We start from the raw sequence: 22,084 nt of genomic DNA, 5'->3' as shown, positions 1-22,084 counted from the left end.
GCTGTTCACTCACGCTTATTTGCGCTTATGTGGCGGCAGGCCGCATACATCGCTTTCACATTGCGGGCGCGGCAGCAGCCAGCGCGGGAAGCGGTAGCGGTGGCGGGCAAACCACGGATAGCCCCAATCGGCCAGTTTGCTCAGCAGCGGCCAATTCCAGATTTGTGCCAGCGGCCTGCCGCCGCATTCGCGGTAGACAATCCGCAAGGCGGGCATACCGCTAGTGATGGTGCCGTTTGCCGCCACCACATGCAGCAAGGTCATTGCCGCGTCGGCGTTGACACCGTATTGCGCCAGCAGCGCTTCATTGCCCTGAATCGGCACGGTATTGAGGCTGCCTGAAACATTTTGCTCGCGCACCAAGGCCATTTCGCGGATGCAGATCGGGCATTGGGCATCGTAAAACACGTGATAAGCAGACATGACACACTCCTTTAAGCAGGCTTGAATACCATCAGAAAATACACCGCCACCATGGCGCAAAACGCCGGATAGCCCAGCCATTCCCACGCGCGAGCATAGCGCCAGTAGCGCGGCGGCAATGTGCCGTTGGCGGCATTGGCGGCAGCAGCCATGCGCGCCATGCGGATTTGCAGCCACACCACCGGCAGCCAGCAGGCACCGGCCAAGGCATACAAAGCCAGCGCCAACCACAGCCAAGTAGCCGACAAAGGCCAGCCCAAATGCTGCGCCAGCCACAAGCCGGACAGCGGCTGGAAAATCACCGCCGGGGTGGTAAACCACCAATCGGCCTTCATCACCCAACGCCCCACCACCGCCTGCGCTGCTACCGAGCCGCTGCGGTTGGCCCAAAACAAATAAAACGCGCTGCCAAAGCCGGTGCCCACCATCAGCGTGGCCGACAGAATATGCAGGGTTTTGATGGTGAAATAAAGATTCATCACTTGGCTCCTATTTTCAAATCACAATGGCTTTGTTGCCATAAGTACAGCATCAACGCCGCAATCGGCAGGTTTTTCAGCAGCGGCGCAAACGGATGCAGCCAGTATTCAGGCAGCCCCACGGCTATCATCACGCTGTAGGCCAGCACCGTGGCCAGTTGCACAGCCCACAGCCATGAATAGGCACGCCAGCGGCTAAAACAAGCCACGCCCAGCAGCACATCCCAAGCCGAGGCCGCCAGCAACAGCGGCCATTGTGCCGGTGTGGGCATGCCCAATTGTGCCAACAAAGCCAGCGATTGCTGCGGCGCGGTGAGCAGCGGCTGCATGCCGCTCCACAACCACAGCACCCCCAGCGATGCAGACAAATACAGCGGAATAGGTTTATGCATCATGATGCCTTTCAGGCAGCCTCAACGGGTGCGGGCAACAACAAAACGACCAACAACACCGCCGATGCCCCGCCCAGCAATCCGAAAACGGTGATGCTCATATCCGGTGCCACCAACAACAGACACAGCCCACTCACCACCGTGCCGGCCAGCGCGGCGTGCAGCAAACCAGCTGCATTGCGCCGGGTTTGCCACAGTGCCAGCCACACACCACACAACAAAGCAGGCACGAACCCCAGCAGTGCGCCATAAATCATAAACACCAGCAGCACAGGCAGCCAGGCAGCTATTCCCTCACCCATACCATCCAGCAGTGCCGAGCCCAACGCCAATATCATCCCGCCCGTGGCACCACCCAGCAAGGCAAAGCCCAATATCACCCGCACATAGGGATAAGGCTGCGCGGCTTTTGGCTTTACAGGCAATGCCGCCACCGTACTGGCATATGGGTTGGGCTGTTGTTGATGGTTGGTATTTTCCATTTTTAATTTTCCGTAATTTCAGTTTAAACAGAAATATCGCGTGAAAAAATTTTGCCGGATTTTGGGTTGCCCTATACAGGCACATCCTGTTTATCCGCCGCAGATCGGATTCAAATATCCAATCTGCGCAACACTTAGCGCAACAGCTTTTGTATGCTTGCCCCCAGCTTCAACACTTTGGTTAAAGTGCCGGTAGACAATCTGAGCATTTCATTGGCCCAGCGGGTGAGCGTGTTCACAAAATCGTGGGTTTGCACAATGCGCCCGCGCACCGCTTCGTTTTCTTGCGCAAATTCCGGGCTGTCCATCAAGGATTGCAAAAAGCGCACCGTCGGCTCGATTTCACGGCGTTGGCGCTCGGCCACAATGGTGCGGAACAAGGCCCAGACATCATCTTCGGTGGTGAAGTGGTCGCGCCGGTCGCCCATGATGTGCACGGTGTGCACCAATTGCCAGCTTTGCAATTCCTTAATGCTGGTGGACACATTCGAGCGCGCCACACCCAAGGTTTCCACAATTTCGTCGGCATTCAGCGGCCGCCCCAAAATATAGAGCAGCGCATGGATTTGCGCCACGGTGCGGTTCACGCCCCATTGGGTGCCCATTTCGCCCCAGTGCAGCACAAATTTTTCGGTGGTGGGATTTAGTTTCATGCCTGCCAGCATAGACTTGTCTTTTATTTCTGTCAATACAGAAATAAAAGATTTTTCTCAGCTTTAATTTCAATCGGTCAGATTGTTATTGCCCAGTCACTGTTAAGATTAATATACAGGTTCACCCATTTTGCTTATCCCATTACAATAAAAAAACCGCCAAATGGCGGGCATAAAAAAAACAGGCTTAACGCCTGCTACGAAAAATTTGCTTAATAAAAGGATGGGCTCATGTCATACCGCAACGCACTGCTTGTTTCATCACTGCTATTATTAAGCGCTTGCTCTGGCGCCAACGAAACCCAGACCATAGGCACCACCAAACTAATACAAATGCCGGCTAATGCCAGCAAATCAGATTATCGCAATGCCTTTACTAAAGCCTGTGATAAAACCGAAGTCTGCCAGGCCGTTTTCTTTTCGGCAGACAAACCGATTACTCGCTTATTCCCGATTACAACCTCTACTGCCGATGCCGTAACCGCATACTATGCAACCGACCCGAATCTTGACAGTAACAAACAGCGGTTGCGCTGGAACTGCCAAAAATTCACTGACACCGGCGCAGACCTTTGTTTAACAGAAGTCTATTTAAATGAAGTATTGGCACCCTATCATTCAAAATAATACAGATTAGCCCATATTATTTAGGGTAGTTTCAGGCAGCCTTGTATTTGTTCTACATTTAACGTAATAAAAGACACAATAAAAGCAAGGCCGCTGCATCGCAGCGGCCCTGTTGTATCACCAAGCTAGCATTACGCCACAAGCGCAATCAGGTTTTCGGCAAGGTAACGCCGGTTTGCCCCATGTATTTGCCCGCGCGGTCTTTATACGAGGTTTCGCACACTTCGTCGCTCTCAAAAAACAGCACTTGCGCTACGCCTTCGTTGGCGTAGATTTTGGCCGGCAGCGGAGTGGTATTGGAAAATTCCAGCGTTACATAGCCTTCCCATTCCGGCTCAAACGGGGTTACGTTCACAATAATGCCGCAGCGGGCATAGGTGGATTTGCCCAAGCACACGGTGAGCACATTGCGTGGGATGCGGAAATACTCCACGGTGCGCGCCAACGCAAATGAGTTGGGCGGGATGATGCAGTAGTCGTCTTCCACGGTAACAAAATTGCGGGTGTCGAAATTTTTCGGATCCACAATGGTGCTGTTGATGTTGGTAAAAATTTTAAATTCGCGCGCGCAGCGGATGTCGTAGCCGTAGCTGGAAGTGCCGTAGGAAATAATGCGCTTGCCGTCGGCTTCTTTAATTTGCCCGGGCTCAAAGGGCTCAATCATGCCGTGCGCTTCGCTCATGCGGCGAATCCATTTATCGGATTTGATGCTCATTGTTTAACCCTTGTGTTGGTGGATTAGGCTGCCTGAAGCCTTTTCAGGCAGCCTGTTATACCAATTCTACAAAATAACCTAACTGCGTTGGCTCGCCTTGCCGTACTACTTGTACTGTCTTCAGCTCGCCGCCTTGTTATCTTATTTTGTAGAATTGGTATTATTCTGCCCAGCCGCCCAAATGCAACACCAGCTCGGCAATCAAGGTGCTCAGCGCTTCGCTCATCAATATCTGGCTGGCAAACATCAGGCTGGCCATATCGTCGCCGTGGCTTGCGGCTTCTTCTTGCAACACATCCAAAAATTGGATGCGCTTGAGGGTGAAGTCTTGCGTGAGCACAAAGCGCACGCGCTCTTGCCAGCATAAGCCCAATTGGGTCACGATTTTACCGTTTTTCACATGGTTAATCACTTCTTCGGCGCTTAAATCCTGCTTACTCATGCGCACGGTGGCGGCGGCATCGCCCAAGCCTTTGAGCTCGCAATCGCTGTCAAGCTCAAAGCCGCCTTCGCCCGCGCCGCGCAGCAGCCAGTCGGTCATCAGGCTGCCGGGGGATTGGTTGGTGCGCGGCAACCGCGCTTCCAAGCCGCCCAACGCTTCGCGCAGCTTGGTGAGCAGCGCTTCGGCTTTATTGGCATTGGCGTTGTTCACCAGCAGCAGGCCGTGGTCGGTATCAAAAACGGCTTCGGTGCGGCTGCTTTTGGTGAAGGCGCGCGGCAGCAAGTCGTCGGTGATGTTATCTTTCAGCTCCTGCTTTTCTTTGCGGCCCACATTGCGCCCTTCGGCGTTTTGGATTTCCTGTACTTTGTCGTCCAGAATATCGCGCACCACCGCGGCGGGCAGCACTTTTTCTTCTTTTTTCAGCGCCACGCGCCAAGTGTTTTGCGCCGCAAACACCATTTCTTGCGGCTGAAACGAGGCCGGAGCGGCAAAGCCCACGCTGTCCCAATCCAGCCCCATGCAAGGGGCGAATTCGGCGGCGGCCAATTTATCGGCCAAGGTTTCCAAGGTGGGCAGTTGGGCTTTGTTTAAGGGGTAGATAGAGAGTTGTTTAAACCACATCACGTGCTTTCTGTTGTGCCATGCTCAAACCGCGGCATTATACGGCAAACAAGGTGGCGGGCGCAGCTTTGAGGTGGCCGGAATAAAATTCAGGCAGCCTTGGGATACACAAGGCTGCCTGAAAGTGCATGATGAAGTTATTTAACTGCGGCAAGCCCGAAACAAGTCCAAATCCGCCTGATATTCCTCGGTGCCCACGCCCATGATGCCGAGCATGGAGTGGAACACATTATCGTGCGAATAAGTTTGCTGCCCGGCATGGTCGCGCAAGCAGGTTTGATTCAGCCCGCTGTGCTGGTAAAAACCGGGGCTGGCCCAAAACACCATCGGGATATGGGTTTGCTGGCTGGGCGCAATCATATACGGGGCACCATGCAGATACATGCCTTTTTCACCCAGCGATTCGCCGTGGTCGGAAAAATACCACAGTGCGCTGTCCACTTGGCTGTCGTTTTGCAGCAGCTTGATGGTTTCGGCCAGCACATGGTCGGCATACAGCACGGTGTTGTCGTAGGTGTTGATTAAGGCCTGGCGGTCGCATTGCTGGATTTGGTTGGTGTCGCAAGTGGGGGTGAATTTTCTGAACGCTTGCGGATAGCGCTGGTAATACGACGGGCCGTGGCTGCCGATGGTGTGCAACACAATCACGCCATCATTGGGCATGGCGTCGATTTCCTGTTGCAAGCCGGTGAGCAGATGGATGTCCCAGCAGCCTTCGCGCACGCATTCGTTTTTTGGCGCCCAGTCTTGTACGTCCACATGCTTGATGCGGTCGCAAGCGCCTTTGCAGCCGCCGTCGTTTTCGCGCCAGCTGGTGTAAATACCGGCGCGTTGCAATATATCCATCAGCCCTTCTTCATGCGCGGCGCGGTTGCCGTTGTAATCGCTGCGGCTCATGCGCGAAAACAAACACGGCAGCGAAGTGGCGGTGGAAGTGCCGCACGACGACGCCTGCGCAAAGTTAATCACTTCGCTGCCCAGCGCTGCGAGCTGCGGCGTGGTTTGGCGCGCATAGCCGCTCAAACCCCAGTTGTCGGCACGGGTGGTTTCGCCCACCACCAGAATAAACACTTTTTTGCGCTCGCCCTGCGCAGTGGTGCGTTTGGCGTCAAGACCAATCTGCACCAGCGGGCGGTTGGCATCATAAACATTGTAGGCAGTGGAAAACCCCGAGCCAATCAGGTTGCTGGGGGTAATCTGATGAGCAATGCCCCTGTTGTTGCGGAAAAACGAAGCATAGTTGCCATAGGCCGTGGCCGCCACGATGGCCACCACCAACACCGAAGCAATCACACTGGCCAGCCGCCAGCCGATTTCTTGATACCAGCGCTTAGCATAGCGCACCCGCACCAGCCACACATACAACAGCGCCGGCAACACGCCGGTGAGCAGCACCCAGCCGATAAACCCCGGTGCCAACCACGATTTGGCTTCGCCCGGGTTGGTTTGGATGATGTTTTGCATCATATCGGCATTAAAATAGATGTTTTGCGTCATCACCGCATAGCTGGCACCCGCGCCCAACACCAGCAGCAGCGGTATCCACACCTTATGCACATAAGGCCAAAAGGTGAGTTGAATCAAAAAATTCATGCACGCCAGCAAAAAAAACGGCATCGTGAGCCACAGCAGCCAGTTACGCCCCTCACCAAACGGTGCGTGCGCAGCCATGTGTTGCCAATAATGGATATTGAACACCACCAGTGCAAACACACTGAACACCAACACAATCTGATTGCTGCTTAAATGCAAACGCCAACGCATAAATCCCCTATCTGTTCTTCGTTACCCAACACCACGCCAATCTCATCAATCGGCCAAGGCACTAACTTATACTGTCAAAATTAAGCCAATCTTAAAGACAAGGGCGTGTTTGTACCCGAACCGAACAAGTATTGCCATCCAAACAAACATCTTATGCCGCAATACCTTTGTATTGATTGAATTTATATACCAAAAGCAATGCTGATTTTCAGGCAGCATAATTACATAATTAATATCGCCACGGTTTAAGATTGGCTTCAGCCAACACAGCTATCATTGTAAAATTGTGTTGACCACCCATTTTTAGGAGCATTCAAAATGAGCCACTCTTGGCATATCGAACCGCATTTCAGCCAACGCAACAACTGGCTGCGCGCCAGTGTTTTGGGCGCCAACGACGGCCTGATTTCCACCGCCAGCCTGCTTATCGGCCTAGCCGCCGCCCGCCCCGATGCCGGCACCATCTTGATTACCGGCGTGGCCGCGCTGGTGGGCGGCGCGGTGTCGATGGCGGCGGGCGAGTATGTATCGGTGTCAAGCCAAGCCGACACCGAAAAATCGGATTTAATCAAAGAAGCACGCGAGCTGGAGCGCAACCCCGACAAAGAGCTGGCCGAGCTCACCCGCATCTATGAAGGCCGCGGCCTCAACCCCGATTTGGCGCACGAAGTGGCGGTGGCGCTCACCGAGCACAACGCCCTTGCAGCCCACGCCCGCGATGAAATCGGCATCACCGACACCATGAGCGCCAACCCTTTGCAGGCGGCCGGTGCCTCGGCATTGGCGTTTTGCAGCGGCGCTATTTTGCCGGTGCTGGTGGCCATTTTCAGCCCCACCGCCGCGCTGATGCCCGCGCTGGCCGCCAGCACCTTGGCCGGGCTGGGCGTGTTGGGCTATGCCTCGGCCAAACTCGGCGGCGCGCCGGTAAAACCGGCACTGGTGCGCGTATTGCTGTGGGGTGCGGTGGCGCTGGCCAGCACCAGCTTGATTGGCCATTTTTTGGGTGTGCAGGCTTAACTCGGCGGGACATGGGCATCCGCCTGTTTTAAAGGCTGCCTGAAACCATCGAAACCGTCATTGCCGAACTGATTCGGCAATGACGGTTTCACATTTTCAGCCTTAAAAAAGACGACGCAGCACACCGCAGGCCATCCCAAAACCAACCGCACTCTACGGCAGACTGCCCGCATGGTACTGTTGGTTTTTTTTTTTGCGTGGCGGTTTTTTGCTGCCGATTGATGTGGTTTACCCTCTTTACACACGCCAACATCGGCTTAGAGCCTGTTCACGATCTTTTTTGTAGCGGATTTTAGTGCAGAAACGGGTGCAGGCAAGGCAAAAAGCACAGCCAAAGCAAGCTTTGGCGCGCATTTTTAACGCAGCATGTGCCTGTTTATGTGCTGAAAGCAGCACAATAAAAGATTGTGAACAGGCTCTTAAGGCCGCGTTAAGGCGGCGGCGGTTTAATACACACCAAGCCACCGCTGTGGTGCATTTCTAGCAAAGAAACTAAACAATCCTACAGCGTTGGCTCGCCTTGCCGTATACCTATACTGTCTGCGGCTGGCCGCCTTGTATGATTTATTTATTTTTTTGCTATAAAACCAATCCCTAATAAAGGAAATCACCATGAAAAAATCCGTTTTTGTTCTTCTGGCCGCCTTGGTTGCCGTGCCCGCTTTTGCCGGTGCCAAATGTGAAAAACACCCGCAAAACGAGTGGATGCCGAAAGAAAAGCTGCAAGCCCAATTGCAACAACAAGGCTACACCATCAAAAAATTCAAAGTAGACGGCAATTGCTATGAAATGTACGGCCACACCCGCGATGGCAAAAAAGCCGAAATCTATTTCGACACCAAAACCGGCCAGCCGGTAAAAAGCGAAATCAGCAAATAAACAGCCTTGTATTTTGCTTTCAGGCAGCCTTGAAAACCATATCAACGCTGCCTGAAAATATTAAGTGGCACGGCTGCGTTTACGGCAGCCGTTTTAATTTTAATTAAAGCAACGCAGAAAAAATCATGAACAAAACCACTGTCTATGTTTGGGATCCACTGGTGCGCATTGCCCACTGGCTATTGGCCGCCTGTGTATTGGTGAATTTAACCGGGCTGGTAGAAGAAGGCGAAATGTGGCACCGCTACATCGGCTATACCGCCTGTGCCGTGGTGGCGGTGCGGCTGCTGTGGGGTTTGGTGGGCAGCCGCCATGCCCGCTTTAGCGATTTTTGGCCCACGCCTGCGCGGCTGAAAGCCCATTGGCAGCACATGCAAAACCGCGAGCCGGACCCGCACCACGGCCACAATCCCTTTGGTGCCATCATGATGCTGGCGCTGTGGGCGGTGGTGTTGATGCTGGGCGCGAGCGGCTACCTGATGGGCACCGACCGCTTTTTTGGCGAAGAATGGCTGCAAGAAATCCACGAAGTGCTGGCCAACGGCCTGATAGTGCTGATTGCGATTCACATTCTGGCCGCCATCGGCATGAGCTTGTATACTCGCGTCAACCTGCCGCGCGCCATGATTACCGGGCGCAAAAACCTGCCGGACTAAACCCAAATGCGCATTCTGTTGCTTGAAGACGACCCCGATATTGGCGAAGGCATCCACCTTGGCCTCAAAAAACACGGCATCCAAGCCGATTGGCTGCAAAGCGGGCGCTTGGGCTTAAATGCACTGAGCAGCGCCCCCTACGATGCCGCCATACTTGATTTGGGGCTGCCTGAAATCGACGGTATGCGCGTGTTGGCACATTGGCGCCAGCAAGGCCACCACACGCCGGTGCTGATTCTCACCGCCCGCGATGCCCTGCCCGAGCGCATTGCCGGGCTGAATGCCGGCGCCGACGACTACTTATGCAAACCGTTTGCGCTAGACGAAGTGGTGGCACGCCTGCACGCCTTGGTGCGGCGCAGCCAAGGGCGCACGCAAGAATCGCTGGCCTACGGCCAATTGGTTTTAGACACTGCCGCCTGCACCGCCACGCTGCACGGCCACACCCTCACCCTTACCCAACGCGAATGGCTGCTGCTGCAACTTTTGCTCAGCAATCAAGGCCGCATCCTCAGCCGCGCGCAAATTGAAGACAAACTCTACGGCTGGGATCAAGAAGTGGAAAGCAACGCCGTGGAAGTACATATCCACCACCTGCGCAAAAAAATCGGCAGCCAATTTATCCTCACCCGCCGCGGCTTAGGCTACCAGCTGGGCAACGAGCCATGAAAGCCACCACCGCCATTGCCCAGCGTCTGTTTTGGTATCTGGGCTTAAGCCTGCCCATACTATGGCTGGCCACCGCCGCCTTCAGCGCCGTGGCGGTATTGCACGAAATCAACGAAGCGGGCGACAGCCAAATGAGCCAGCTGGCACGCCAGCTCTTGCATGTACCCGTTCCCGATGGTGCCACCACCATTCTGCCCGAGCTCAAGCTGCCCAAAGCCCAACGCGGCCAAGCCGATGACGACGAAATGGGCTTTGCCCTGTGGCGCGCGGATGGCACCTTACTGCTGGCCGACGAATCAGGCAGCCAGCTGCCCTACCGCGCCGAATATCAGGGCTTTGATAATTTAGGCCATTGGTGGCAGAGCAAATCGTGGCGGGTGATTTACCTGCGCAACCCCGACAACGGCACCAGCGTGGCGGTGGCCGCGCGCTGGAAAGAGCGGCTGGAAACCGTGGGCAACGCCCTGTTGATTCAAATCATCCTCTCCTTACTGGCCTTGCCCTTGATGCTGTGGCTGCTGGTGTGGGCAGTGCGCCGCGGTATGCAGCCCTTGCACCAACTGGCCGACGAATTACACCGGCGCGATGCCGACAGCCTGCAAGCGGTTAGCACCAACGTGCCTGCCGAGGCTGCGCCAATGGTGAACGCGCTCAACCAGCTGTTACAACGCATGCAGGCCGCCTTGGCACGCGAGCAGCGCTTCACCGCCGATGCCGCCCACGAATTACGCAGCCCCTTGGCGGCATTGAAAGTACAAACCGAAGTATTGGCGCTCACCCACGAGCCGGACGAACAACAACAGCGCTTGGCCGCCATCCGCCACGGCATCGACCGTGCCGGCCATCTGGTCGACCAGCTGCTCACCCTGTCGCGGCTTGATCCGCTCAAAGCACCGCCCTACACCGCTGCGGTGTCGTGGCAGCGCATCAGCGAGCAAGCGTTGCAAAGCGTAAACCTGGTTGCGCGCGAGCAACACATCCGCCTGCAACGCCACCTTTGCGCCGACAGCTGGGCCGATGTACTGCCCTGCAGCGGCGACGAAATGCTGCTGGGCTTGCTGCTGCGCAACCTGCTCGACAACGCCGTGCGCTACAGCCCGCCGCATAATCAGGTACAGCTTTATTTGCACCCCGATTACATCGATATCTGCGACCACGGCGGCGGCGTGGCGGCGGCGGATTTGCACCGCATCCGCGAACGCTTCTTCCGCCCACCCGGCCAAAGCCAAACCGGCAGCGGCTTGGGGCTGTCGATTGCCGACACCATCGCCCGCCTGCACGGCCTGAGCATCGACCTAGACAACCTGCCCGCCAGCGAAAACACCCCCGCCGGTTTACGCGCCCGCATCCGTATGGATACGGCAACGTAAAGCAGAAGCGCACCCCATACCCATGCTTTCACACCCTATCAAGGCTGCCTGAACATTCTTTCAGGCAGCCTTGATTATTCATATTGACACTGCCGTTTCACACCACCATACTTTTGCCTAAATTGATAAAAAATAACACATCACACCCATCAGAAAGGATTCCTCCATGATTGCCTTCAGTGCAGTGCTGTTGTTGCTGTTCGGGCTGATACTGGCCGTGGGCGGCGCTTATTTGGTTTGGCTGGGCGGCAGCGGCTATTACCTGATTGCGGGCTTGGCCTTTGCTTTGTCTGCGGTTTATTTGCTGCAAAAGCGCAGCCGCGGCCTTACCTTATTTGCCATCACACTGGTAGCCACCTATGCATGGGCGCTGTGGGAATCGGGCTATGATTGGTGGCCGCTGGCCACCCGTGTGGGTCTGCCCAGCCTATTTGGTTTGTGGTTTGTGCTGCCGTTTTTCCGCCGTGCTTGGCAGCGGCAAAGCCCGGATGGCACGCGCGGCCTGCCCGCACTTACCGCTTTGGTGGCGGTGGCCGCCGTGGCCGCTTTTGGCAGCATCACCAACCCCACCCATGAATACCCGGGCACCGTAGCCGACACCGTGGTGAACCCCACGCCCAACACCGGTCCCGCCGTACCCGAAGGCGAATGGCACGCCTATGGCCGCAACAATTTCGGCCAGCGTTTCTCACCGCTGCAACAAATCACCCCCGCCAACGTGGCCCAATTGCAACAAGCTTGGATGATGCAAACCGGCGACACCAAAGGCCCCAAAGACATCGGCGAATTCACCTATCAGGCCACACCGCTGAAAATCGGCAATCTATTGTATTTGTGCACCCCCCACAATTGGCTGCTGGCACTGGATGCCGACAGCGGCAAAACCGTGTGGCAATTCAACCCGGAAGTGGGCACCGATTTGCAACGCCAACACCAAACCTGCCGCGGTGTTTCCTATTTTGCCGGTAACGCAGCCACTGCCGTTGTCGCCACCGCCAGCGAACGCCCGGCTCCTCAAGCCGCCACCACGCCCGCCACTGTGGCCAGCACCACCTGCCACGAGCAGATTTTCCTGCCCACTTCCGATGCCAAGCTGTATGCGCTCGACCCCAAAGACGGCCATTTGTGCAGCAACTTTGCCAACAACGGTGTGCTGGATTTGATGCACAACATGCCCTACACCCAATCGGGCTATTACTACTCCACCTCGCCGCCGCTGGTGGCCGCAGGCAAAGTGATTGTGGCCGGCGCGGTAAACGACAACTATGCGCTAAACGAGCCTTCCGGCGTGATTCGCGCCTACGATGCCGTAACCGGCCAATTGCTATGGAATTGGGATGCCGGCCATCCGGAAAGCACCGCACCGCTGGATGTGAACGACCCCAATCAAAAATACGCCGTCAGCTCGCCCAACAGCTGGTCGATTGCCAGTGCCGACGAAGCACTGGGGCTGGCTTATTTCCCCATGGGCAACCGCACCCCCGACCAATTGGGCATGTACCGCAGCCCGGCGGAAGAAAAATATTCCTCATCAGTAGTGGCGCTGGACTTGCAAACCGGACAAGCGCGCTGGGTGCAGCAATTCGTGCATCATGATCTATGGGATATGGACACCCCGGCGCAGCCTTCTTTGCTCGACATCACCACCGCCCAAGGCGTACAGCCCGCGCTGGCCGTGCCCACCAAACAGGGCGATGTGTATGTGCTCAACCGCGCCAGCGGCGAGCCGATTGTGCCCATCGGCCAAGTGAACGTGGATACCCAAACCATTCCCGAAGACCATGCTTCGCCGGTGCAGCCGGTATCCGGGCTTAGCTTCAACCCCGCACCGCTCACCGAAAAAGACATGTGGGGCGCCAGCCTAGTCGACCAAATGCTGTGCCGCATCGAATTCAAAAAGCTGCGCTATGAAGGCCGCTACACCCCGCCTTCGCTGCAAGGCACCATTGTGTATCCGGGCAATTTTGGTGTATTCAACTGGGGCGGCATTGCCGTGGACCCGCATAAGGAAGTGATGTTCGGCATGCCCTTGCATCTGGCCTTTGTGTCCAAACTGATTCCACAAGCCGCCGTGGATCAAAGCAGTGCCAACACCGGCGAACACGGCGTGAGCACCAATGAAGGCGCACCCTACGGCGTAAGCCTAACCCCGTTTTTGTCGCCGCTGGGCGTGCCGTGCCAACAGCCGCCTTGGGGCAATATCGCCACCGCCGATTTGCGCAGCGGCAAGGTGATCTACCAACACAAAAACGGCACCATCAAAGACATGACCCCCTTGGGTATTCCCATCAAAATGGGCGTGCCCGGCATTGGCGGGCCGATGATTACCGCCAGCGGCGTGGTGTTTATGGGCGCGGCGGTGGATAACTATCTGCGCGCCTACGATCTGAAAACCGGTGAAGTATTATGGCAAGGCCGCTTGCCCGCCGGCGGCCAGGCCACCCCCATGACCTACCTCAACAGCCAAGGCGAACAAATGGTGCTGATTGTGGCCGGCGGCCACGGCTCGGTGGGCACCAAACTGGGCGACTATGTTGTGGCCTATAAGTTGGCACCCTAAACCAACATTTAAGGCCACCTGAAAGCCGATTGCATGCATCAATCTTATTTCAGGTAGCCTTAAACCAATACAGAAAACCCTTTTTTCTATTAAATTGTGTTATAGCAAGAAAATCAATAAATCATACAAGGCGAAACTGATTGACCGCACAGGCGAGCCAACACCGTAGGATTATTGAGTTTTTTGCTATGCATAAATGGCGTTTTATTTTCAATCCTTTGGAGCAAAACATGGACAACACCCCAACTTCCCCCTACAACGCCCCGCAAAGCCCGGCCGCGGCCATGGGCAACCAAGCGCCCGTGCTCAGCTTGGGCGAGTGGATCATCACCCTGATTGTGCTGGCCATTCCTTTGGTTAACCTAGTGATGCTGTTTGTGTGGGGTTTTAGCAGTAAAACCAACCCCAACAAAGCCAACTTCTGCAAAGCCTATCTGGTGATTATGGCGGTTTTCTTTGTCTTGTATATTTTGCTGGCCGTGGTATTGGGTCTGGGCGGCGCCTTCTCCGGCGGCGACCAATAAACCGATATCCAAATGCGAAAGCCCCAGCCATTGGCCGGGGCTTTTTTAATCTGGTTTGGCATCTGCCGATTCAAGGCGGTGCATGGCACAATTCGCCGTCCTGCTCTATTGACAGCGCTGTTTGCCCGCCGCCCAAGCTCAAGCGGCCGTTTTCCGCCGCCAGCACCCAATATTGGCCGCGCCCATCCAACATCACCAAGCCGTCGGGGCGCACATGATAGCCGCCCTGCCTCATCACCCGCTGTCCCGCTTCGCCATTGATAACCGCCCGCGCCACCAGTAAAAATTCAGCATTGGCATCCAGCACCAAATCGGCGGCCACATAATCGCAATCGCTGCACGGCAGGCGGCCTTGGTAATGGTAAGACCACGCCGGTTTAAAGGTTTTTTGTGCCGCAAACACCAGCGTATGCAAAGGTGGTGTGGCCGGCGGCGGTGCCCGTTTGCAGGCTACCTGAAAAGCCACCACCATCAACATTCCCATCCAAGCAATGCCCATTTTGCGCCCCGCCAACTTCATGCTGCTCATTTTCTACCCTATTATTTAGCCACATCTCAACACCAACACAAGCCATACTCTCGCCAAAACCGCAGGCTGTCAATCACCGCTGCCGCTGCCGAGCCGCCGCCATTTGCGCTATACTGTGGCCGTTTTTCACTTCAGCGCCGCGCGACCACCCCAACGGTTTCAGCCAGCCTGATACAAGCACACACCATCATGACCAAATCCCAACTCTATTTATTGCTGATTGCCTCATTTTCGCTGATGTTTATCGGCTTGGTGGCACTGGGCGGCCACTTTCTTACCGTGCCCAACAAAGGCATTGCCATTGCCTGCTTTTTGCTGGCTTTTGCCTGCGTAATCGGCCAAATGGGCGCTCTGGCACTGTTTTTGCGCGAACGGGCGCGGGCGCGTTTTTTGCGCCAACAAGCACAGCGCAACGCCACCACCACGAGTACACCCCATGAATAAACTGGTTTTGGCCAGCAATAATGCCGGCAAACTGGCCGAGCTGGCGCAATTGCTGTCGCCGCTCAACATCCACCTGCAGCCGCAATCGGCCTATGCCGTGCCCGACTGCCCCGAACCACACGCCACTTTTGTGGAAAACGCGCTGGCCAAAGCACGTCACGCCAGCCGCATCAGCGGCCTGCCCGCGCTGGCCGACGATTCCGGCATCTGCGCCGTGGCATTGGGCGGTGCGCCCGGGGTGTATTCCGCCCGCTTTGGCGGCGAAGAGCCTAAATCCGATGCCGCCAACAATGCCAAACTCAATGCCAAGCTGGCTAATCAGGCCGATTTATCGGTGTATTACGTGTGCGTGCTGGTGCTGCTGCGCCATGCCGATGACCCGCAGCCCTTGATTGCCGAAGGCGTGTGGCACGGCCAATGGCAGGCCGAGGCCGCCGGCAGCAACGGCTTTGGCTACGACCCGCATTTTTACCTGCCCGAACACGGCCAAACCGCCGCCGAGCTGGCCGCCGCGGTGAAAAACCGCCACAGCCACCGCGCCCAAGCGCTGGATTTGCTGCTGGCCAAGCTTGCGCACAATCCGCTGTTTAGTGCCGCATGAACACCCACACCGTGGCCTTTTCAGGCAGCCTCAAGCCGCAGCTGAGCAGCCTGCCGCCCTTATCGCTGTATGTGCATATTCCTTGGTGCATCCAGAAATGCCCTTATTGCGACTTTAATTCACACCAAATCAAGGGCGAGCTGGCCGAAAGCGCCTATGTTCACGCCTTGCTCACCGATTTGGAGCAAGAATTGCCGCACATCTGGGGGCGGCCGGTGGGCACGGTGTTTATCGGCGGCGGCACCCCCAGCGTGTTTTCCGCCCATGCCATCGACACCTTGCTGGCAGGCATCCGCGCCCGCGTGCGCCTGCTGCCCGATGCCGAAATCACCTTAGAAGCCAACCCCGGCACCTTTGAGCGCGAGCGCTTTATCGGCTTTGCCCAAGCGGGCGTCAACCGGCTTTCCATCGGCGTGCAAAGTTTCAACAATACCAAACTGGCCGCATTGGGGCGCATCCACAACCGCAACGAAGCCTTGCAAGCGATTGAGCTGGCGCTGGCCACGTTTGCCAAAGTGAATGTGGATATTATGTATGCCCTGCCCGGCCAAGATGTTCAGGCAGCCTTAAGCGATGTGCACACCGCACTGGCCACCGGCGTACGCCACCTCAGCGCCTACCATTTAACCATGGAGCCGAACACGCCGTTTGGCCACACGCCGCCGCCCCATCTGCCCGCCGACGACGCCGCACAAGACATCGAAGACGCCGTGCAAAATGCGCTCACCGCCGCCGGATTCGAACACTACGAAACCTCTGCCTTCGCCCAGCCCGGCCAAGCCTGCCAACACAACCTCAACTACTGGCAATTTGGCGACTACATCGGCATCGGCGCCGGCGCGCACGGTAAAATTTCCGCCGCCGGCGGCATTGTGCGCACCGTGCGCAGCCGCCACCCCAAAGACTACTTGGCCGCCATGCAAAGCCAACCGGCACAGGCCATCAGCCGCAGCGAAGTTGTCACACAAGATTTACCGTTTGAGTTTATGATGAATGCCCTGCGCCTCACCGATGGCGTACCCGCCGCTTGGTTTGCCGAGCGCACCGGCTTAAGCGCGGCCGCCATTCAGCCCGCCGTTGCCCGCGCCGTAACACAAGGGCTGTTGGATGCCGACCCGCGGCGCTTGCAGCCCACCGCCCATGGGCGGCGGTTTTTAAACGATTTATTGCAGCTTTTTTTGGCCTGATTTTTCAGGCAGCCTAGTCACCATTCACACCAAAGGAGTTTGATTATGAGCAACAAAACCATCATCCACACCGACAAAGCCCCCGCCGCCATCGGCGCTTACTCGCAAGCCGTGCGCGCGGGCAACACCGTGTATTTGTCTGGCCAAATCCCCTTGGTGCCGGAAACCATGGAAGTGGTGGCTGGCGGCTTTGCCGAGCAAACCCACCAAGTATTCCAAAACTTCAAAGCCGTGGTGGAAGCCGCGGGCGGCAGCCTCAACGACGTAGTCAAAATCAATGCCTACCTCACCGATTTGGCCAACTTTGCCACCTTCAACCAAATCATGGCCGAATACTTCGAAGCCCCTTACCCTGCCCGCGCCGCCGTGGGCGTGGCCAGCCTACCCAAAGGCGTGGCGGTGGAAGCCGAAGGCGTATTGGTGTTGAACGACTAAGCCGCCAGATTTATTTGTTTAGACTTCAGGCAGCCTAAAATATAAGCAATAGGCTGCCTGAAAATAAATCTTCTGCGCAGCCAAAACTGCCCTCTCCATCACCTATCGATTCCGTATGGCTCATTACGCAATTGGCGACATCCAAGGCTGCTTTGCCGAATTTCAGGCCTTGCTGGCGCACATCGGCTTCAACCCCGGTGCCGACACCCTGTGGCTCACCGGCGACTTGGTCAACCGCGGCCCGCAATCGCTGGCCACGCTGCGCTGGGTCAAGCAACACGAAAGCAGCATGCAAACCGTGCTCGGCAACCACGATCTGCATTTGCTGGCGCTGGCTTATGGCTATGGCCGTTTAAAACGCAGCGACACCGTAAACGACATCCTCAACGCGCCCGACCGCTTGGCGCTGATCGATTGGCTGCGCGCCCAGCCCTTGCTGCTGCACAACCACAGCCATGCGCTGGTGCACGCCGGCTTGTGGCCGCAATGGAACATTGCCACCGCCCAAACCCTGGCTGCCGAAGTGGAAGCCGCCATCCGCCAACCCAACCCGGCCGGGTTTTTCGCCCATATGTACGGCAACACCCCCTTGCAATACCACCCCGAACACAGCGGCATCGAGCGGCTGCGCTTCACCACCAACGTCCTCACCCGCCTGCGCGCGCTCACTTTAGATGGCGATATGGATTTTGATTTCAAAGCCACCCTGGCCGATATGCCATCACACTTGCGCGCTTGGTTTGACGCCCCCGAGCGCCAACACCGCAGCCACACCGTGGTGTTCGGCCATTGGTCGGCCTTGGGGCTTTATCAAAACAACGGCGTTTTGGGGCTCGACACCGGCGCCTTGTGGGGCGGCACCCTCACTGCCGCCAACTTAAATAGCGGCCAAATCCACCAAGTGGCCAGTCAAAGCCGGTTAAATTGGGCAAAGGCACGCTAAAGCAGCACCGCCCAAACCCCATCCGACAATAGGCAAGCGCCCACAATAAATCTGCATTATCAACACCCTTGTCATCCACAAACCCATTGACTACCCAACCATCGCACCACCCGGGATTCCAATCGCCGCCACCAACCACTTTACGCGCCCGAACCGAAGCGCCACAATCTGCTCCAAGCCAATGCTGTGTTTATTATGTTCCCCTTTATGGAGTATTGCCGCATGAAAACTTTATTGATTCCCGCCGCCGCCCTGATGCTGGCCTTAACCGGCTGTGCCGCCAAAGGCGATGCCACCCCCCAAACCACCGCCAGTACCGAAGCCCCCGCAAGCACGGCGGCCACACCTGCCCAGCCGGTTACCAGTATCGATGGCAAAAAAGAAGTGGCCTACCGCTGCGGCGCCAAAGCCAATGAAACCGTGCGCGTGATGTACGGCTTCCAGGGCAACGAAGTCGTGGCCGCCCAAGTGCTCTACAAACAACAAGCCTCACCGGTGCTCTACCGCGACCGCAGCCAGCAAGACAGCAACAGCTTTACCTCCGAAAGCGGCATCCGCTGGGTAGCCGATAAAGCCACCGCCGCCACCGTTGATAAAGTGGGCGGCAATATGCTCACCCAGCCGGGCAAAGAAGTGGTCAACGGCAAAGAGATGATGGTGGATCAAATTGTGGTGAAATACTGCAAACTGGATAAAAAAGAAACCGCCAAACTGAACCAAGCTGTTAAAAAATAAGCCTGCCGGTTTCGTTAACCCAACCGCCCGCTATGCGCTTTAAGCATAGCGGGCGGTTCTATTTGGCGGCCATCGTCTGGACAAACCCCGTGTTCAAAAACAAATCCATTATTAGGGTACGCCACGCGCACCACGCCTTATTCTTCAATGAATTGTCACCCCATACGCCACCCACACCTGCTGTAATCCCCTGTAGTTTCAAGCTGCATCCCCCCGTAATTTCGGCTATAATTTCGCCTATTTGGCCATCATTATTCCCCAAGGAGCCCCCATGAGTTTGAAAATCGCCATCAACGGCTACGGCCGCATCGGCCGCCAAATTTTGCGCGCCATCTACGAATACAATCTGCGCGACCAATTTGAAATTGTGGCGGTGAATGCCAGCGGCGGCTTGGAAACCAATGCCCACCTGACCAAATTCGACACCGTACACGGCCGCTTTCAGGCAGCCGTGTCGCATGACGACACCCACTTGATTGTCAACGGCGACAAAATCCCGTTTTTCTCTACCCGCAACCCGGCCGAGCTGCCGTGGCGTGATTTGGGCGTGGACTTGGTGATGGAATGCACCGGCGCCTTTACCAGCAAAGAAAAATGCCAAGCACACTTGGATGCCGGCGCTAAAAAAGTGCTGATTTCCGCCCCCGGCGGCGACGATGTGGACGCCACCATTGTGTACGGCGTTAACCACGATGTGCTCACCCCCGATATGACCGTGGTTTCCAATGCCTCTTGCACCACCAACTGCTTAGCCCCCGTGGCCAAAGCGCTGCACGACGGCTTGGGCATCAATAAAGGCCTGATGACCACCATCCACGCCTTCACCAACGACCAAGTGCTCACCGATGTGCGCCATAAAGACCTGCGCCGCGCCCGCAGCGCCGTGGAAAACATGATTCCCACCAAAACCGGCGCCGCCAAAGCCGTGGGTTTGGTACTGCCGCAATTGAAAGGCAAGCTCGACGGTTTTGCCGTGCGCGTGCCCACCATCAATGTATCACTGGTGGATTTAACCTTTGAAGCCGGCCGCGACACCAGCGTGGAAGAAGTCAACGCCTTGGTTAAAGCCGCCAGCGAAGGCGCCATGAAAAACATCCTCGGCTACAATACCCTGCCCTTGGTGTCGATGGACTTTAACCACAGCACCCAAGCATCCACCTTCGACAGCACCCTCACCAAAGTATCCAACGGCAATATGGTGAAAGTGCTGGCTTGGTACGACAACGAATGGGGCTTTAGCTGCCAAATGCTCAACACCGCCCGCGCCTTGTTCGGCATGCCGGTAACCGCATTGGACTAATCCGCTATGGTGGTGGTCATGCACCACGCGTTCAAACAAAGGCTGCCTGAAAGGTTTTCGCTTCACAGAAGCTTTGCTTTCAGGCAGCCTTTATCATTTAAAACAATGCACATAAGCCTTTATTAACATAAGCCTTTATTATCAGTATCATCAAAGCCTGCCATTATCCCGCCAAATCAAACACCGCCAGCGATTCCACATGCGCGGTTTGGGCAAACATATTCATAATCCCGCCAGCGCGGAACACATAAGCTGCCGCCGCCAACACCGCTGCATCGCGTGCCAATGTGGCCGGATTGCACGACACATACACCAGCCGCCGCGGGCGCTGCGCCTGCGGTAAGGCTGCCAAGGCCTGCACCAACGCATACGCCCCCGCACGCGGCGGATCCAACAGCCATTTATCGGCCATGCCCCACTGCTGCACCATGGCCACATCGGCGGCAAACAAATCGGCCACCGCAAAGCGGCATTGTGCCGCTAAGCCATTGGCGGCGGCATTGGCCTGCGCTTGCGCCACCATATCGGCCACGCCTTCAATACCCAGCACTTGCGCACCCAAGCGCGCCATCGGCAGGCTGAAATTGCCCAAGCCGCAAAAGGCATCCACCATGCGCTCGCCCGGCTGCGGCGCCAGCCACTGCATGGCACGGTGCACCATCAGCGCATTGGTGTGGCGGTTGATCTGGGTGAAATCATCGGGGCGGTAGGCAATGGTGATGCCGAATTCCGGCAAGCGGTAACACAAGGCGGGGGTGGCTGTTGCGCTGAGCAGCGTTAAGCTGCCTTGGTGTTGCGTATACCAATGCCACGGCTTGCCTTGGTGCTGATTTTCGTCGGCCGCCAGCGCCTGCAAAGCCGCCAATGCCGCATTGGTGAGCGCATGGCGGTGCTGCAACACCCACACCAAGCTGTCTTCGCCATCGCTAAACGCAATCGATGCCAAGCCAATCGCCTCCTGCCATGCAGCCAACCGCTGTTTCAGCCGTGGCAAAGCCGCACTCACCGCTTCAGGCAGCACCAAGCAAGCATCCATATCCACCACCGCCTTAGAGCCGCGCGCCAAAAAACCCAAGGCCATTTCGCCGCTGTCGGTTTTGCCCACACTTAAACGGGCGCGCTGGCGGTAGTGCCACGGCTGGCCGTAGATGGGCGGCAATAGCTGCTGCGGCATCCCGCCGCCCAAGCGCTGCATTTGCTCCTCCCATACCCGCTGCTTCAAAGCCACTTGTGCTTCGGCGGCCACATGCTGCAAAGCACAGCCGCCGCAATGAGCAAACAGCGGACACGGCGGCACTACCCGCTGAGCGCTGGCACGGTGTATCTGCACCGCTTCGCCCAAGGCAAACGATTTTTTGTCTTGCCGCAAGCGCCAGCGCACGGTTTCACCCGGCAAGGCACCGGCCACAAACACCGCCTTGCCTTGCCAACGCCCCACACCGCGGCCTTCATGGTCAATGCCGTGCAGGCAAATATCGCTTTCAGGCAGCCTTGCGCCGTTGGCGGCCATGGTTTTCCCCGCCGCCCGGCGGCCTGACTTGTGTTGTTGTACCAAAAATCCACACCTCGTTAGCGCAAACCACCGCCACCCGGATGATTTGCATACAAAACAATTCAATTCGGGTATGATGGCGTTT

At 56.6% G+C, this 22,084-nt stretch carries 25 protein-coding genes; 15 read left to right on the top strand and 10 right to left on the bottom strand.

Features of this window, described 5'->3' with window-relative positions; genetic code table 11:
* Positions 1-15: 15 nt before the first annotated feature.
* From JQU52_RS04730 to JQU52_RS04710, 5 genes are all read right to left on the bottom strand, one after another.
* The gene (locus JQU52_RS04730) at positions 16-423 is read right to left on the bottom strand and encodes a thiol-disulfide oxidoreductase DCC family protein (protein WP_230339990.1); all 408 of its coding nucleotides are present in this window, start codon (positions 421-423) and stop codon (positions 16-18) included.
* A gap of 11 nt (positions 424-434) precedes the next feature.
* Positions 435-902, bottom strand: a complete 468-nt coding sequence (locus tag JQU52_RS04725) for a DUF2269 family protein (protein WP_230339989.1) — start codon at positions 900-902, stop codon at positions 435-437.
* Positions 902-1,297 carry a DoxX-like family protein gene (locus tag JQU52_RS04720; protein ID WP_230339988.1) on the bottom strand — a complete coding sequence of 132 codons (396 nt, stop codon included), beginning with the start codon at positions 1,295-1,297 and terminating at the stop codon, positions 902-904. Before JQU52_RS04720 ends, JQU52_RS04725 begins: the two co-directional genes overlap by 1 nt.
* An 8-nt stretch (positions 1,298-1,305) precedes the next feature.
* The gene (locus tag JQU52_RS04715; RefSeq protein WP_230339987.1) at positions 1,306-1,776 is read right to left on the bottom strand and encodes a hypothetical protein; all 471 of its coding nucleotides are present in this window, start codon (positions 1,774-1,776) and stop codon (positions 1,306-1,308) included.
* A gap of 134 nt (positions 1,777-1,910) precedes the next feature.
* Entirely contained in the window at positions 1,911-2,429 is a 519-nt protein-coding gene (locus JQU52_RS04710; RefSeq protein ID WP_230339986.1) for a GbsR/MarR family transcriptional regulator, read from the bottom strand.
* Positions 2,430-2,660: 231 nt separating this feature from the next.
* Between JQU52_RS04710 and JQU52_RS04705 the strand changes: the two genes are divergently transcribed.
* Positions 2,661-3,056, top strand: a complete 396-nt coding sequence (locus tag JQU52_RS04705; protein WP_230339985.1) for a hypothetical protein — start codon at positions 2,661-2,663, stop codon at positions 3,054-3,056.
* Between the two features lie 148 nt (positions 3,057-3,204).
* On the opposite strand, the gene dcd is transcribed toward JQU52_RS04705, so the two are convergent.
* From dcd to eptA, 3 genes are all read right to left on the bottom strand, one after another.
* Complete coding sequence (gene dcd, locus JQU52_RS04700; RefSeq protein WP_230339984.1) at positions 3,205-3,771, bottom strand: dCTP deaminase; 567 nt, start codon at positions 3,769-3,771, stop codon at positions 3,205-3,207.
* A 160-nt stretch (positions 3,772-3,931) separates the two neighbouring features.
* The gene (locus tag JQU52_RS04695) at positions 3,932-4,834 is read right to left on the bottom strand and encodes a recombination-associated protein RdgC (RefSeq protein WP_230340524.1); all 903 of its coding nucleotides are present in this window, start codon (positions 4,832-4,834) and stop codon (positions 3,932-3,934) included.
* Positions 4,835-4,975: 141 nt separating this feature from the next.
* On the bottom strand, positions 4,976-6,598 hold the full coding sequence (gene eptA, locus JQU52_RS04690; protein ID WP_230339983.1) for a phosphoethanolamine transferase EptA: 1,623 nt from the start codon (positions 6,596-6,598) through the stop codon (positions 4,976-4,978).
* 318 nt (positions 6,599-6,916) lie between these two features.
* Between eptA and JQU52_RS04685 the strand changes: the two genes are divergently transcribed.
* The 7 genes from JQU52_RS04685 to JQU52_RS04655 all read left to right on the top strand — a co-directional run bounded on the left by JQU52_RS04685 (position 6,917) and on the right by JQU52_RS04655 (position 14,273).
* Positions 6,917-7,615 (top strand): VIT1/CCC1 transporter family protein, encoded by a 699-nt coding sequence (locus JQU52_RS04685; protein ID WP_230339982.1) that lies wholly within the window; start codon positions 6,917-6,919, stop codon positions 7,613-7,615.
* Between the two features lie 612 nt (positions 7,616-8,227).
* Positions 8,228-8,494 (top strand): PepSY domain-containing protein, encoded by a 267-nt coding sequence (locus JQU52_RS04680; RefSeq protein WP_230339981.1) that lies wholly within the window; start codon positions 8,228-8,230, stop codon positions 8,492-8,494.
* A gap of 125 nt (positions 8,495-8,619) precedes the next feature.
* On the top strand, positions 8,620-9,150 hold the full coding sequence (locus JQU52_RS04675; RefSeq protein WP_230339980.1) for a cytochrome b/b6 domain-containing protein: 531 nt from the start codon (positions 8,620-8,622) through the stop codon (positions 9,148-9,150).
* A 6-nt stretch (positions 9,151-9,156) separates the two neighbouring features.
* Entirely contained in the window at positions 9,157-9,819 is a 663-nt protein-coding gene (locus JQU52_RS04670; RefSeq protein WP_230339979.1) for a response regulator, read from the top strand.
* Entirely contained in the window at positions 9,816-11,189 is a 1,374-nt protein-coding gene (locus tag JQU52_RS04665; RefSeq protein ID WP_230339978.1) for an ATP-binding protein, read from the top strand. Before JQU52_RS04670 ends, JQU52_RS04665 begins: the two co-directional genes overlap by 4 nt.
* Before the next feature lie 166 nt (positions 11,190-11,355).
* Positions 11,356-13,749 (top strand): glucose/quinate/shikimate family membrane-bound PQQ-dependent dehydrogenase, encoded by a 2,394-nt coding sequence (locus JQU52_RS04660; protein WP_230339977.1) that lies wholly within the window; start codon positions 11,356-11,358, stop codon positions 13,747-13,749.
* 230 nt (positions 13,750-13,979) lie between these two features.
* The gene (locus JQU52_RS04655; RefSeq protein ID WP_230339976.1) at positions 13,980-14,273 is read left to right on the top strand and encodes a hypothetical protein; all 294 of its coding nucleotides are present in this window, start codon (positions 13,980-13,982) and stop codon (positions 14,271-14,273) included.
* Between the two features lie 70 nt (positions 14,274-14,343).
* On the opposite strand, the gene JQU52_RS04650 is transcribed toward JQU52_RS04655, so the two are convergent.
* On the bottom strand, positions 14,344-14,802 hold the full coding sequence (locus JQU52_RS04650; RefSeq protein ID WP_230339975.1) for a copper resistance protein NlpE N-terminal domain-containing protein: 459 nt from the start codon (positions 14,800-14,802) through the stop codon (positions 14,344-14,346).
* A 189-nt stretch (positions 14,803-14,991) separates the two neighbouring features.
* Here JQU52_RS04650 and JQU52_RS04645 point away from each other — a divergent pair, with 189 nt between their 5' ends.
* From JQU52_RS04645 to gap, 7 genes are all read left to right on the top strand, one after another.
* Positions 14,992-15,246 carry an NGO_0222 family membrane protein gene (locus tag JQU52_RS04645; RefSeq protein ID WP_230339974.1) on the top strand — a complete coding sequence of 85 codons (255 nt, stop codon included), beginning with the start codon at positions 14,992-14,994 and terminating at the stop codon, positions 15,244-15,246.
* A complete protein-coding gene (gene rdgB, locus JQU52_RS04640; protein ID WP_230339973.1) occupies positions 15,239-15,847 on the top strand; it encodes an RdgB/HAM1 family non-canonical purine NTP pyrophosphatase in 609 nt (202 codons plus the stop codon). Before JQU52_RS04645 ends, rdgB begins: the two co-directional genes overlap by 8 nt.
* The gene (hemW, locus tag JQU52_RS04635) at positions 15,844-17,034 is read left to right on the top strand and encodes a radical SAM family heme chaperone HemW (RefSeq protein WP_230339972.1); all 1,191 of its coding nucleotides are present in this window, start codon (positions 15,844-15,846) and stop codon (positions 17,032-17,034) included. Before rdgB ends, hemW begins: the two co-directional genes overlap by 4 nt.
* 45 nt (positions 17,035-17,079) lie before the next feature.
* Entirely contained in the window at positions 17,080-17,469 is a 390-nt protein-coding gene (locus tag JQU52_RS04630) for a RidA family protein (protein WP_230339971.1), read from the top strand.
* A 115-nt stretch (positions 17,470-17,584) separates the two neighbouring features.
* Positions 17,585-18,412 (top strand): symmetrical bis(5'-nucleosyl)-tetraphosphatase, encoded by an 828-nt coding sequence (locus JQU52_RS04625; protein WP_230339970.1) that lies wholly within the window; start codon positions 17,585-17,587, stop codon positions 18,410-18,412.
* 222 nt (positions 18,413-18,634) lie between these two features.
* Positions 18,635-19,147, top strand: a complete 513-nt coding sequence (locus JQU52_RS04620; RefSeq protein ID WP_230339969.1) for a hypothetical protein — start codon at positions 18,635-18,637, stop codon at positions 19,145-19,147.
* Positions 19,148-19,418: 271 nt separating this feature from the next.
* Complete coding sequence (gap, locus tag JQU52_RS04615; protein WP_230339968.1) at positions 19,419-20,447, top strand: type I glyceraldehyde-3-phosphate dehydrogenase; 1,029 nt, start codon at positions 19,419-19,421, stop codon at positions 20,445-20,447.
* Between the two features lie 163 nt (positions 20,448-20,610).
* Here the strand turns inward: gap and rlmD are convergent, their stop codons facing one another.
* Complete coding sequence (gene rlmD / locus JQU52_RS04610; RefSeq protein ID WP_230339967.1) at positions 20,611-21,957, bottom strand: 23S rRNA (uracil(1939)-C(5))-methyltransferase RlmD; 1,347 nt, start codon at positions 21,955-21,957, stop codon at positions 20,611-20,613.
* Positions 21,958-22,084: the final 127 nt, after the last annotated feature.

Origin of the sequence: Paralysiella testudinis (genome assembly GCF_016894345.1) — a bacterium.
In the GTDB taxonomy this organism is placed as follows: domain Bacteria; phylum Pseudomonadota; class Gammaproteobacteria; order Burkholderiales; family Neisseriaceae; genus Paralysiella; species Paralysiella testudinis.
The sequence above is the reverse complement of the archived record's forward strand: the minus strand, read 5'-3'. Positions and strand labels throughout refer to the sequence as shown.

What these genes read in the sequence shown, in the direction of transcription:
- JQU52_RS04675 (WP_230339980.1), top strand. Translation starts at nt 8,620, where the DNA reads ATGAACAAAACCACTGTCTATGTTTGGGATCCACTGGTGCGCATTGCC.
- rdgB (WP_230339973.1), top strand. Translation starts at nt 15,239, where the DNA reads ATGAATAAACTGGTTTTGGCCAGCAATAATGCCGGCAAACTGGCCGAG.
- JQU52_RS04715 (WP_230339987.1), bottom strand. Translation starts at nt 1,776, where the DNA reads ATGGAAAATACCAACCATCAACAACAGCCCAACCCATATGCCAGTACG.
- JQU52_RS04685 (WP_230339982.1), top strand. Translation starts at nt 6,917, where the DNA reads ATGAGCCACTCTTGGCATATCGAACCGCATTTCAGCCAACGCAACAAC.
- gap (WP_230339968.1), top strand. Translation starts at nt 19,419, where the DNA reads ATGAGTTTGAAAATCGCCATCAACGGCTACGGCCGCATCGGCCGCCAA.
- JQU52_RS04630 (WP_230339971.1), top strand. Translation starts at nt 17,080, where the DNA reads ATGAGCAACAAAACCATCATCCACACCGACAAAGCCCCCGCCGCCATC.
- JQU52_RS04670 (WP_230339979.1), top strand. Translation starts at nt 9,157, where the DNA reads ATGCGCATTCTGTTGCTTGAAGACGACCCCGATATTGGCGAAGGCATC.
- JQU52_RS04710 (WP_230339986.1), bottom strand. Translation starts at nt 2,429, where the DNA reads ATGAAACTAAATCCCACCACCGAAAAATTTGTGCTGCACTGGGGCGAA.
- JQU52_RS04650 (WP_230339975.1), bottom strand. Translation starts at nt 14,802, where the DNA reads ATGAGCAGCATGAAGTTGGCGGGGCGCAAAATGGGCATTGCTTGGATG.
- dcd (WP_230339984.1), bottom strand. Translation starts at nt 3,771, where the DNA reads ATGAGCATCAAATCCGATAAATGGATTCGCCGCATGAGCGAAGCGCAC.
- rlmD (WP_230339967.1), bottom strand. Translation starts at nt 21,957, where the DNA reads ATGGCCGCCAACGGCGCAAGGCTGCCTGAAAGCGATATTTGCCTGCAC.
- JQU52_RS04680 (WP_230339981.1), top strand. Translation starts at nt 8,228, where the DNA reads ATGAAAAAATCCGTTTTTGTTCTTCTGGCCGCCTTGGTTGCCGTGCCC.
- JQU52_RS04620 (WP_230339969.1), top strand. Translation starts at nt 18,635, where the DNA reads ATGAAAACTTTATTGATTCCCGCCGCCGCCCTGATGCTGGCCTTAACC.
- JQU52_RS04655 (WP_230339976.1), top strand. Translation starts at nt 13,980, where the DNA reads ATGGACAACACCCCAACTTCCCCCTACAACGCCCCGCAAAGCCCGGCC.
- JQU52_RS04705 (WP_230339985.1), top strand. Translation starts at nt 2,661, where the DNA reads ATGTCATACCGCAACGCACTGCTTGTTTCATCACTGCTATTATTAAGC.
- JQU52_RS04720 (WP_230339988.1), bottom strand. Translation starts at nt 1,297, where the DNA reads ATGATGCATAAACCTATTCCGCTGTATTTGTCTGCATCGCTGGGGGTG.
- JQU52_RS04625 (WP_230339970.1), top strand. Translation starts at nt 17,585, where the DNA reads ATGGCTCATTACGCAATTGGCGACATCCAAGGCTGCTTTGCCGAATTT.
- JQU52_RS04660 (WP_230339977.1), top strand. Translation starts at nt 11,356, where the DNA reads ATGATTGCCTTCAGTGCAGTGCTGTTGTTGCTGTTCGGGCTGATACTG.
- JQU52_RS04645 (WP_230339974.1), top strand. Translation starts at nt 14,992, where the DNA reads ATGACCAAATCCCAACTCTATTTATTGCTGATTGCCTCATTTTCGCTG.
- JQU52_RS04695 (WP_230340524.1), bottom strand. Translation starts at nt 4,834, where the DNA reads ATGTGGTTTAAACAACTCTCTATCTACCCCTTAAACAAAGCCCAACTG.
- hemW (WP_230339972.1), top strand. Translation starts at nt 15,844, where the DNA reads ATGAACACCCACACCGTGGCCTTTTCAGGCAGCCTCAAGCCGCAGCTG.
- JQU52_RS04665 (WP_230339978.1), top strand. Translation starts at nt 9,816, where the DNA reads ATGAAAGCCACCACCGCCATTGCCCAGCGTCTGTTTTGGTATCTGGGC.
- eptA (WP_230339983.1), bottom strand. Translation starts at nt 6,598, where the DNA reads ATGCGTTGGCGTTTGCATTTAAGCAGCAATCAGATTGTGTTGGTGTTC.
- JQU52_RS04730 (WP_230339990.1), bottom strand. Translation starts at nt 423, where the DNA reads ATGTCTGCTTATCACGTGTTTTACGATGCCCAATGCCCGATCTGCATC.
- JQU52_RS04725 (WP_230339989.1), bottom strand. Translation starts at nt 902, where the DNA reads ATGAATCTTTATTTCACCATCAAAACCCTGCATATTCTGTCGGCCACG.